The sequence below is a fragment of the Shewanella sp. TB7-MNA-CIBAN-0143 genome, assembly GCF_040310065.1.
GTDB lineage: Bacteria > Pseudomonadota > Gammaproteobacteria > Enterobacterales > Shewanellaceae > Shewanella.
In genome coordinates this window covers 37,500-49,762 of sequence record NZ_JBEOPL010000028.1, presented here as the reverse complement: position 1 = coordinate 49,762, position 12,263 = coordinate 37,500, and the positions used below count along the sequence as shown (strand labels likewise).

Below are 12,263 nucleotides of genomic sequence, written 5' to 3'. Positions count from 1 at the left end.
TCGCTTCTAGGACGACCTTCGGTCTTCTAGGGCGCTTCGCTTCTAGGACGACCTTCGGTCTTCTAGGGCGCTTCGCTGCTAGGACGACCTTCGGTCTTCTAGGGCGCTTCGCTGCTAGGACGACCTTCGGTCTTCTAGGGCGCTTCGCTTCTAGGACGACCTTCGGTCTTCTAGGGCGCTTCGCTTCTAGGACGACCTTCGGTCTTCTAGGGCGCTTCGCTTCTAGGACGACCTTCGGTCTTCTAGGGCGCTTCGCTTCTAGGACGACCTTCGGTCTTCTAGGGCGCTTCGCTTCTAGGACGACCTTCGGTCTTCTAGGGCGCTTCGCTTCTAGATGCTATAAAACCTTAACAGCAAAGCTGTCCTAGCAGGACGTAGTCCGCCCTCTGGCGAGCCTGCGAGTTCCTAGAACCTAGTAGCGCAGCGACACTAGCAGGACGTAGTCCGCCCTCTGGCGAGCCTGCGAGTTCCTAGAACCATCTTAATTACAAAAAATAATATTGGAGATATCTGGTGCTACATAAAACCAAAAACGTGTTACTAGCTGGCTTATCGGCCTTTATTATTTTAACCACACAAGCACATGCCGTTACCCCAACACCGCAAATGATAGAGCAGTTTAAACAATTGCCTAAATCAGAACAGGAAAGAGTTGCGCGTCAGTATGGTTTAGACCCTTCCATGTTGTCAGGCAGTGCCAATAGCTCTGTTAGCGTAACAAACCCTACTGTTGTTGAGCCTCGTCAAAACCAATCAAGTCAACAATCAGATACAGCTAAAAAGAACGAGTATGACTTCAAACAAGACAGTGATAAAAATGAATTAAAACGTTTCGGCTACGAAATGTTTGCCGGCGAACCAACGACCTTCGCACCTGTGACGGATGTACCTGTACCAAGTGATTATATGGTCGGTCCTGGTGATGTCATTAAAGTTCAGTTATACGGAAAAGAGAGTAACGAATACAGTTTAACTATTAATCGTGATGGCACAGTGCAAATTCCCGATTTAGGCCCTGTATCAGTCGCTGGGCTAAGCTTTTCAGATTTACGTCAAGAATTGTCTAAGCGCATTAAGCAGCAAATGATTGGTATTGAATCAAATATCACCATGGGTGAATTACGTTCTATTCGCATTTTTATCGCTGGTGATGCCTACAAACCAGGCTCATATACCGTATCAAGTTTATCAACCATTACTCAGGCGTTATTTGTTGCTGGTGGTGTAAACGAAATAGGTAGTCTTCGCAACGTACAAGTTAAGCGAAGCGGTAAACTAATAGGCTCATTTGATTTATATGATTTACTGCTCCGAGGCGATGCGTCAGGAGACATCAATCTGCGTTCTGGCGATGTAGTATTCATCCCATCAATCGGTGGTTTAGTCAGTGTTGCTGGTGAAGTGCAACGCCCCGCGATTTACGAGCTGAAAAAGAATGAAACCATTGCAGATGTTATCAATATGGCTGCTGGTATCAAACAAGGTGCTTATCCTAGAAATAGTAGTATCGAACGATATAATGCCAATGGTTTAAAAACCATTATCAATGTCGATTTAACCTCTGCAAATGGCAATAACACCTTAGCAAAAGCTGGAGATTATATCCGGGTTAAAAATGCTTCTAATCAATATGAAGATGCTATTACTATCGTTGGTGCAGTAGTTCGCCCAGGTAAATACCAGTGGAAGCAACAACGCATTAGCGATGTGTTGCCTTCAATTTGGGGCGACTTATTATTATCTGCTGACTTAGACTATGGTTTAGTGGTTCGTGAAATCAACAAACATGGCGACATCGAAACATTACAGTTTGCGCCTGGTGAAGCGATTACATCACCCAATTCTATTCAAAACATTGCTCTACAGCCTCGTGATAAAATAATGATATTTAACTTCAGTGACGATACTCAAAATCGTTTTGAACTGAATTCATTAGTTAAAAAGCGTGTCAGTAAAGTTGAATCATTAAAAGGTGACTCACTGCTGGATGCCGACCTGTTTAAAGCTGGATTTGAAACTTTAGATAATACAGTCGCTAGCAAATATACCAATCAAATAGCCGGTGTTGCATTTAATGAGCAAGCATCAGAAGAGCAAACCTTGGTTAGCAGCGAAGTCGCTAAAATGCTATCGAATCTCTTTGAAGACCGTGACTTAATCAAACTCAGTAACGTTATGTCACGTAAAGAACTACTTTACCCGATAGTGACTAAATTAACTCAGCAAGGTAATTCACAGCATGGCATTATGATTGTTGCTATTGCAGGTAAAATTCGTCACCCAGGTGTATACCCGTTAACAAACTCTGCCAAAGTAACCGACTTAGTTAAGGCTGCTGGTGGCTTGTTAGAAGGTGCTTATGTAGAGCGAGCAGAACTGACTCGTACTCATACCACATCGACAATATCGGATATTATCCACAAACAAATTAATCTTTACGCGGCAATCAACGGTAATCAAGAAGACAATATCGAACTGAAAGGTCGCGATATGGTCACTATTCTGACGACTCCAGAATGGCAAGAGAGAAAGGTTATCGAAGTCAAAGGGGAAGTTAAATTCCCTGGTATTTATAACATCAGACGCGGTGAGACATTGTCAGATGTTATTGCTAGAGCGGGTGGATATACTGAGTACGCTTATCCTTCTGCGGCTGTATTTGTGCGTGAATCAGTGCGAATGCAAGAGCAGATTGAAATTAAAAAGTTAGCAGACCAACTTCGCCGAGACATCGCCACACGCGGTGTATCAAAAGATGGCTTAAGCATTAGTTATTCTGATGCACAATTAATGCTAACTGATTTAGAAAACATAAAAGCAGTTGGCAGATTAGTGATTGATTTAAACGCGCTTAAATTGGGCATTAAAGAAGCTGATGTTCAACTTGAAGACAGCGACGTACTTTACGTGCCAACCATTAAGCAAACTGTTGCTGTTATGGGCGAGGTTCAACATCCTTCAACGCATAGATTTAAAGACGGTTTAACCTTAGACGACTATTTGGTTATGTCTGGTGGCCCTAGAGAGCGCGGTGATGAAGACCGAGTTTATGTCATCAAAGCTGATGGTTCAGTGATGATGCCAACTCAAAGTATTTGGTTTAATACCGACTCACAAATTTCGGCCGGCGACACTGTTATTGTACCGCTAGACACTGAGTACAAAGATAACTTAACCCTATGGTCGCAAGTCACGCAAATTATATATAACACTGCTGTCGCATTTGCCGCTGTCTCAGGGATCTAGCCTTCTAGGGTCGCTTTGCTACTAGGCCGCTTCACGGATAGTGCGCTTCGCTTCTAGGGACAGTTACGCTGCTAAGATTTAATAGCAGGCCGAAGGCCGTTCTAGCAGCGAAGCGTTCTAGAATCTAGCTTCTAAACTCCTAGATTCTAGATACAAGATACTCAACTTCAGAAGGAACTGATATGCGTTTCGAGCAATTGGATGTGTGGAAAAGAGCTTCTAGATTGTCTTGTGAAATTTATCGGTTGACTGAGTCAGTCAGTAACTGGGGCTTCAAAGATCAAATTACACGTTCAGGATTATCTGTTCCCTCAAACATCGCGGAGGGAGAGGAACGTGAAACCCTAAAAGAAAAGATAAGGTTTCTGTATTACGCAAAAGGGTCTCTAGGTGAGCTTGTAACTCAGTTATATATCGGAGCAGAAATCGAATACCTTGATAAACAAATAGCTATGTCGATGGTAAAAGAAGCCAAAGAGTTAGCCAAAATATTAGGTGCTCTTATCAAACAAAAACAAGCACTGATTAAAGAAGATAATGCCGACTACACAATAGATTAATTTAACTAAGCGGTATGCTTTCTGTTTTTTATAGAAGCGAAGCTGATATCTTTTGACCTTATAGCAGCGCAGCGAACTAGCCGCGAAGCGTCCTAGAATCTAGGCTTTTGCTTTGCTTGTATAGCAGCGAAGCGATCTAGCCGCGAAGCGTCCTAGAAACTAGGCTTTTGCTTTGCTTGTATAACAGCGAAGCGTCCTAGAACCTAGAAGCGTAGCGCTCTACTTTCAAGAAAAATAAGACATATGACTAAACAAAATCTGCAAGCTACTTATAACGCAAACTTTGCATCATCACAACCAATGGGCAGCGTTGAAAACGACGAAATCGATTTGCGCGAGCTTTTTGCCGTTATTTGGCAAGGAAAATGGTTAATTATTGCCATCACTGCAGTGTTTGCTATCGGTGCTGTTATTTTTGCTATCAACCAGCCCAATATCTATAAGTCCGAAGCGCTGTTAGCGCCTGCAGACTCAGAGCAAGGTGGTGGTGGTTTAGCAGCGCTTGCAGGCCAGTTTGGTGGTTTAGCAAGCATGGCAGGCATCAACCTAGGCGGTGGCGGTGGTGTTGATAAAACCCAAATGGCTATCGAGGTGATGAAGTCTCGTCAATTTACCAGTGACTTTATTCAACAACATCATATTTTGCCTGACTTAATGGCGGCAAAAAAATGGAATATGGCTGATAACACAATTAGCTACGATGGTGAGTTATATAATAAAGCTGACAAAACATGGCTTCGTATTGTCGATGCACCGTTTAAGCCTGAACCATCAATGCAGGAAGCGTATAAGGTTTTCAGTAAAATTATTGCCGTTAATGCTGCAAAAGAAACTGGCATGGTAACCGTTTCTGTAGAACATCTTTCACCGGCAGTAGCTCATCAATGGGTTAATTGGTTAGTACAAGACATTAATAAAGAGATGAAAGACCGTGATGTTGCAGAAGCGACTCGCAGCACAACATTTTTGAAATCTCAAATCGAACAAACAAATATTGCCGATATTCGCTCAATTTTATATAAGTTAATAGAAGAGCAAGCGAAAACAATTATGTTTGCTGAAGTTCGCGATGAGTATGTATTTAAAACGATTGATCCAGCATTAATACCAGAAGAGAAATCAAAACCTAAGCGAGCTTTAATCTGTGTTTTAGGCACAATGCTAGGCGGTATGTTGGGTGTCATGTTCGTATTAATTAGATATTTTGTTAGAAAAGAGAATTAAGACTCTTTGCTTTTATAGTTTCTAGCAGCGAAGCGCTCTAGCAATCTAGGCTCAACTCTTTATGAGCCTATTGGTACTGTTTTAAGAAAAACAGTAAAATCGAGGCATTGTAAGAGATAGCGAAGATTAGCCTGTCTCAAAATGAACTAAATGTGTCTCAATACATTATGTATACCTGAGCTTTAATATTGAAAAAGCTCAATGTTGTTTAACTTTATTTTCTAAGAATACATCCAATGTTGCCTTTTGAAACCTTCAAAACAATCATCAAACATACTCCATTAATCTCTATTGACCTGATAGTTTCTAACCAAGTAGGCCAAATTTTGCTTGGTAAACGAAATAACCGTCCAGCACAAGGCTATTGGTTTGTTCCTGGGGGCCGAATATTAAAAGATGAGTCAATGTCAGCGGCATTTAAACGATTAACATTGAATGAATTAGGTGCTGAATTTGACATTGATAATGCGCAACTTATCGGACCATTCGAGCACTTTTATAAAGACAATGTGAGTGCTGAAGATTTTAGCACGCATTATATTGCGCTTGGTTATCGATTAGTTGTGGATGAAAATTTATTAGAACTGCCAACAGAACAACACAATCAATATAAGTGGATGTCAGAAGAACAATTACTCAATGACTCTTATGTGCATAAGCACAGTCGATGGTATTTCGACTCTTCAGCAACATAAGTGAACGATAAAAAGTACAGTAATCTGAAGCAATAATTTAGGAACGAATTATGATTTTACCCGTTATTATGGCTGGCGGAAATGGCAGTCGATTATGGCCTCTGTCTCGTGAGCTTTACCCGAAACAGTTTTTAACAGTTTCGGGTGAGTTATCGATGCTTCAACAAACAGTCGCACGCTTAACCGGTATGGAACATCATGCGCCATTACTTATTTGTAATGAGGAACACCGTTTTATTGCTGCAGAGCAAATACGTTTAGGAGGTTTTGCCCACAGCGGGATTATATTGGAACCCGTTGGCCGTAATACGGCCCCTGCTATAGCTTTAGCTGCTTTGCAAGCAATAAAAAATGCCGAGCAAGATGAAGACCCCATTTTACTAGTGCTAGCTGCAGATCATTTAATTGAAGATACGTCAGCATTTCAAACATCAGTTGGTAAAGCATTACCTTTTGCTAAAGACGGTAAATTAGTGACTTTTGGTATTGTACCAACTGTTCCAGAAACGGGTTACGGCTATATTAAAGCGGGTCAGCCTCAAGGTGATGCATTTTCAGTTGCACAGTTCGTGGAAAAACCCGATTTAAATACCGCGAAGGGCTATCTTGATAGCGGGGATTACTATTGGAATAGTGGTATGTTCCTATTCAAGGCTTCTCGCTACCTCGAGGAACTAAAAAAATACAGCCCAGAAATACTTTTCGCTTGTGAAGAATCTATGCAAGACAGTACACCTGATATGGATTTTGTTCGGGTGAATATAGAAGCATTCCAACGCTGTCCAGATGACTCGATAGATTATGCTGTAATGGAAAAAACAGAGTCTTCGATGGTGATCCCGATGGATGCTGGTTGGAGTGATGTCGGATCGTGGTCTGCACTATGGGAAGTCTCTGAAAAAGATGAGAATAATAATGTCATTAAAGGTGATGTGATATCGGTTAATTCAGCAAACAATTATCTGCATTCTGCTAATAAACTTATCGCGGTTGTTGGCATTGACAATTTAGTTGTGGTTGAAACGAAAGATGCCATTTTAGTGGCCCATAAAGATCAAGTTCAAAATGTTAAAATAATCGTGAATCATCTAAAAGCCGCCGGGCGAACAGAACATAAAATACACCGTGAAGTATATCGTCCTTGGGGTAAGTATGACTCCTTAGATGTTGGTAATCGAGATCAAGTTAAGCGTATTACAGTGAAACCAGGTGCCAAATTATCTATTCAAATGCATCATCATCGAGCTGAACACTGGATTGTCGTGTCTGGCACGGCGAAGGTCACTAATGGTGAGCAAACGATATTGTTAACTGAAAATGAGTCGACTTATATTCCGATTGGTCAAATACATGCTCTAGAGAATCCCGGAGTACTTCCGCTTGAGTTGATTGAGGTTCAATCCGGATCTTATCTAGGTGAAGATGATATTGTTCGATTTGAAGACCGTTATGGACGTATATAAGGGTTAACATGTCAAACAATTCAACATTAATTAGCTCGTCAGTCATTGCTCTAAGTGGTATTTCTTTTGGTACCAGTGGTGCTCGTGGTTTAGTGACACAATTTACACCGGATGTTTGTGCTGCATTTTCCCTTGCATTCATTGCAGGAATACAGCGCAATTTTGCTTTTGCACAGGTAGCTATAGCAATCGATAACCGACCAAGTAGCTACGCCATCGCTATGGCGTGTGCAGCAGCACTAAAACAAGTTGGTATTGAAGTTATTTATTACGGTGTAGTTCCCACTCCTGCATTAGCTTATGTCGCACAAGAAGATGGAATTCCTGCCATTATGGTAACAGGGAGCCATATTCCTTTTGATCGTAATGGGCTTAAATTTTATCGTCCCGATGGTGAGATTAGTAAAGCCGATGAGCATGTGATCAATAATGAAAAAGTCGAATTTACTAATTTATCAACACTTACTGAATTGACCGTAAATGATCGTGCTGCTGAAGAATACATAACCCGTTATACATCACTGTTTGATGCTCCATGGCTTACAGGGAAACGTATCGGTATTTATGAACACTCGAGCGCTGGCCGTGATCTTTATTATCGTATTTTTGAACACCTTGGTGCCGAAATTATTGCTTTAGAACGTACCGACCATTTCGTTCCTATCGATACCGAGGCTGTTTCAGAAGAAGATACATTAAAAGCTATAAATTGGTCTAAACAGCATAATTTAGATGCTGTATTTTCAACCGATGGTGATGGCGATAGGCCATTAATTTCAGATGAGAACGGCAACTGGTTACGAGGTGACATTCTTGGTTTATTGAGTGCAGATGCACTTAATATTGAAGCTTTAGCTATACCTGTAAGTTGTAATACTGCAATTGAAAAAAGTAATAAATTCAAATGTGTGAAAAGAACTAAAATTGGTTCTCCTTATGTAATCTCTGAATTTGCTAACTTAAAAACTAAATTTAACTCAGTAGCAGGTTTTGAAGCAAATGGTGGTTTTTTATTAGGTAGCGATGTACAAGTCAATGGGCAGTTATTAAAAGCATTACCCACTCGTGATGCGATACTGCCAGCCATTATGCTATTGGCCGCGGCAGGTGAAAGAAGTATTTCAACATTAGTAAATACACTCCCACAACGTTTTACATACAGTGATCGCATTCAAAATTTTGCTACTGAAAAAAGCCTAGAAATTATCGGTCAAGGTAAGCTCGATCCTGTAAAGTTTTTAACTCGTTTGAAATTCAATAATGTCAGCATCAACAGTGTAGATGAAACCGATGGCTTAAGAATTACGTTAGTTGATGACAGTATCGTTCATTTCCGTCCTTCAGGTAATGCTCCTGAATTACGCTGTTATGCTGAAGGATTTGATCAAATACTAGCAAAGCAATGTGTAACTCAGTGTTTGGAAAATATTAGAAAATTGTAATAGAAGAATATAAATATATAAATTTGATATAGCTAAATAAAATGATGCAATATCATCGAAAGTAAATAAAGGAATTGATAATGAGTAAAACCAAAGTTGCGTTAATCACTGGTGTTACAGGTCAAGATGGTTCATATCTTGCTGAATTACTTTTAGAGAAAGGTTACGAAGTTCATGGTATAAAACGTCGTGCATCATCATTGAATACCGAGCGTGTTGATCATATTTATCAAGATAATCATGAACAAAATCAAAGATTTTTCTTGCATTATGGTGACTTAACTGATTCCTCTAATTTAACTCGTATAATTAAAGATGTACAACCAGACGAAGTGTATAATCTAGGTGCGCAATCTCATGTCGCTGTTTCATTTGAATGTCCTGAATACACTGCTGATGTTGATGCAATGGGGACGCTTCGTTTACTTGAAGCAATTCGCTTTTTAGGTTTAGAAAAGAAAACTAAATTTTATCAGGCATCAACTTCAGAGTTGTATGGCGAAGTACAAGAAATTCCACAAAAAGAAACAACACCGTTTCATCCTCGCTCTCCTTACGCTGTTGCTAAAATGTATGCTTATTGGATAGTTGTTAACTATCGTGAGTCATATGGAATGTACGCATGTAATGGTATTTTGTTTAATCATGAGTCTCCGCGTCGTGGTGAGACGTTCGTAACGCGCAAAATTACACGAGCTATTGCAAATATTTCACAAGGTCTAGAATCTTGCATATATCTCGGTAACATGGACGCCCTAAGAGATTGGGGTCATGCTAAAGATTATGTTCGTATGCAGTGGATGATGCTTCAGCAAGAAAAAGCTGATGACTTTGTTATTGCAACTGGTAAACAGATTAGTGTTCGTGAATTTGTAAGAATGTCAGCGCAAAACGTTGGTATTCAACTCGAATTTTCTGGCGAAGGCGTTGACGAAATAGCAACAGTGGTCGGCATTACGGGCGATAACGCTAAAGGTGTGACCGTCGGAGATGTGATTGTTCGGGTTGATACTCGCTATTTCCGTCCTGCAGAAGTGGAAACATTGCTTGGGGATCCATCAAAAGCAAAAGATAAGCTAGGTTGGGTGCCGCAAATTACGGTTGAAGAAATGTGTGCTGAAATGATTGAGCATGACCTAGCTAAAGCCAAGCAACATGCATTATTAAAAGCTCATGGCTATTCTGTTTCCGTTACAAAAGAAAGTTAATTATGATTAAGCGTATTTATGTTGCAGGTCATCGGGGCATGGTTGGTTCAGCCATCGTACGTCAGTTGCAAACTCAAGGAAACGTTGAACTTATACTTAGGACTCGTTCAGAACTTAATTTAACTAATCAAGCATCTGTTAATTCCTTTTTCGAAACGGAATCAATCGATCAAGTTTACTTAGCGGCGGCTAAAGTCGGTGGTATTGTGGGTAATAATACTTACCCAGCTGATTTTATTTATGAAAATTTAATGATCCAAAGTAATATCATTAGTGCTGCGCATAATGCTAACGTGCAGGATTTGTTATTTTTAGGATCATCGTGTATCTATCCGAGACTTGCCAAACAACCCATGGCTGAATCAGCACTGCTAACTGGTACGCTAGAGCCAACTAATGAACCATATGCTATAGCTAAAATTGCGGGTATTAAAATGTGCGAATCCTACAATCGTCAATACGGTCGTAATTATCGCAGTGTGATGCCAACCAATTTATTTGGCCCGCATGATAACTTTCATCCTGAGAACTCGCATGTAATACCGGCTTTATTACGGCGTTTCCATGATGCGAAGGTAAATGGAGAAAAAGAAGTGATTGCATGGGGAAGTGGTAAACCGATGCGAGAATTCTTATATGTTGATGATATGGCTGCTGCTTCTATATACGTGATGAACCTAGCGTCAGACATTTATGAAGCAAATACAGAATTAATGTTAAGCCACATTAACGTAGGAACCGGTGTTGATTGTACAATCCGTGAGTTGGTTGAGACTGTCGCCAAAGTAACTGGCTTTCAAGGTGCTATTAAATTTGATATATCTAAGCCTGATGGTGCACCGCGTAAACTTATGAATAGTAGTCGTTTAGAATCATTGGGGTGGACTTCGGCTGTATCATTAGAGGATGGCCTAGCGCAAACTTATGAGTGGTATATCCAAAATATTGAATGCATTAGGAAGTAATCAAATATAGTGACTTACCCTATGGCGTGTTGATCTTTGTGTTAAAATCATACAAAAGCTATTTTTTAATCGATTTAACCGCTAGTTTCGCTTATAAATAAACAGGATTTCTCTCATTAAAAGTATTTATTGAATTAAGCATGTACAAATTCACTTCAATGAATAAAAAACAAACAAAGATAAATAGCCCTAGTATTTGTAATATTCAATTTTTAATTTTTTTGTTTCCTAGATAGTTTTTTAGTTTTTTAGTTTTATATTTATACAGAAAAGGTAGTAAAATGAAAATTGCAGTGGTCGGAACTGGTTATGTAGGTTTATCGAATGCTTTACTTTTAGCACAGCATAATGAAGTTATAGCATTAGATATAGTTCCAGACAAAGTAGAACTTTTAAATAATAAAATATCGCCAATAGATGATCCAGATATTCAAGAGTATTTATTAAAAAGTGATTTGAGTTTCAAAGCCACGTTAGATGAAGAAGAAGCTTATTTTAATGCCGACTTTATTATAATTGCCACTCCTACTGATTATGATGATATTAATGACTCTTTTAATACAAAATCAATAGAGTATGTGATTTCACGGGTTCTTAAGCATAATCCAGATGCCACGATGGTAATTAAATCAACAATTCCAGTAGGGTATGTTAGCAGCATCAAAAAAACTTTTGAAACTGAAAATATCATTTTTTCCCCAGAATTCTTACGAGAAGGCCAAGCATTACATGATAATCTTTATCCTAGTAGGATTATAGTTGGAGAGAAATCTGATCGAGCTATGATTTTTGCAGGATTATTAGAGCGTGGTGCCATTAAAAAAGATGTTTCTGTTTTGTTTACTGACTCAACAGAGGCTGAAGCTATAAAGCTATTTTCAAATTCATATTTAGCGATGAGAGTAGCATACTTCAATGAATTAGATTCTTATTGTGAAACAATGGACTTAAATGCAAAAGACATAATTGACGGTGTTGGGTTAGACCCTCGAATAGGTTCTCACTATAACAACCCATCTTTTGGTTATGGTGGCTATTGCTTTCCAAAGGACACAAAACAGCTTAAAGCAAACTTTAAGGGAGTCCCAAACAATCTCATTTCTGCAATAGTAGATTCGAACGTAACTAGAAAGCGATTTGTAGCTAACCAAGTTTTGAACTTAAATCCTAAAATAATTGGGATATATCGATTAATTATGAAATCTGGTTCAGACAACTTTCGAAGTGCTGCGATGATGGACTTAATCGAAATTTTTGTAGGTGCTGGCGTACAAGTTATTATTTTTGAACCTGTTTTAATTACCGATGATTTTGAAGGTCATAAAGTGATTAAAGATATAAATCATTTTAAAGCCTTAGCAGATATAGTTGTTGCAAATAGACTCTCAGAAGATCTTAGCGATATTGAACAGAAAGTTTATACACGAGACATATTTAGTTGTGATATATAATGAAATTAG

General features: G+C 39.3%; 9 protein-coding genes. All 9 read left to right on the top strand.

The window, feature by feature from the left end; translation table 11 throughout:
* Positions 1-513 precede the first annotated feature (513 nt).
* The 9 genes from AAEY97_RS18960 (at position 514) to AAEY97_RS18920 (ending at position 12,254) form a co-directional block, all read left to right on the top strand.
* Positions 514-3,246: an SLBB domain-containing protein gene (locus AAEY97_RS18960; RefSeq protein ID WP_351000845.1), complete on the top strand. Its 2,733-nt coding sequence runs from the start codon at positions 514-516 to the stop codon at positions 3,244-3,246.
* 182 nt (positions 3,247-3,428) lie between these two features.
* Positions 3,429-3,806, top strand: a complete 378-nt coding sequence (locus AAEY97_RS18955) for a four helix bundle protein (RefSeq protein WP_192115848.1) — start codon at positions 3,429-3,431, stop codon at positions 3,804-3,806.
* Positions 3,807-4,049: 243 nt separating this feature from the next.
* Positions 4,050-5,030: a Wzz/FepE/Etk N-terminal domain-containing protein gene (locus tag AAEY97_RS18950; protein WP_192115849.1), complete on the top strand. Its 981-nt coding sequence runs from the start codon at positions 4,050-4,052 to the stop codon at positions 5,028-5,030.
* A 236-nt stretch (positions 5,031-5,266) separates the two neighbouring features.
* Positions 5,267-5,725 (top strand): GDP-mannose mannosyl hydrolase, encoded by a 459-nt coding sequence (locus AAEY97_RS18945; RefSeq protein ID WP_351000841.1) that lies wholly within the window; start codon positions 5,267-5,269, stop codon positions 5,723-5,725.
* Positions 5,726-5,775: 50 nt separating this feature from the next.
* Positions 5,776-7,188, top strand: a complete 1,413-nt coding sequence (locus AAEY97_RS18940; protein WP_351000838.1) for a mannose-1-phosphate guanylyltransferase/mannose-6-phosphate isomerase — start codon at positions 5,776-5,778, stop codon at positions 7,186-7,188.
* Between the two features lie 8 nt (positions 7,189-7,196).
* Positions 7,197-8,630 carry a phosphomannomutase gene (locus AAEY97_RS18935; RefSeq protein WP_351000835.1) on the top strand — a complete coding sequence of 478 codons (1,434 nt, stop codon included), beginning with the start codon at positions 7,197-7,199 and terminating at the stop codon, positions 8,628-8,630.
* Between the two features lie 80 nt (positions 8,631-8,710).
* Positions 8,711-9,838, top strand: coding sequence for a GDP-mannose 4,6-dehydratase (gmd, locus tag AAEY97_RS18930; RefSeq protein WP_351000833.1), 1,128 nt, complete (start codon positions 8,711-8,713; stop codon positions 9,836-9,838).
* 2 nt (positions 9,839-9,840) lie between these two features.
* The gene (fcl, locus tag AAEY97_RS18925) at positions 9,841-10,803 is read left to right on the top strand and encodes a GDP-L-fucose synthase (RefSeq protein WP_351000831.1); all 963 of its coding nucleotides are present in this window, start codon (positions 9,841-9,843) and stop codon (positions 10,801-10,803) included.
* Positions 10,804-11,084: 281 nt separating this feature from the next.
* Positions 11,085-12,254: a nucleotide sugar dehydrogenase gene (locus tag AAEY97_RS18920; RefSeq protein ID WP_351000829.1), complete on the top strand. Its 1,170-nt coding sequence runs from the start codon at positions 11,085-11,087 to the stop codon at positions 12,252-12,254.
* Positions 12,255-12,263 lie beyond the last annotated feature (9 nt).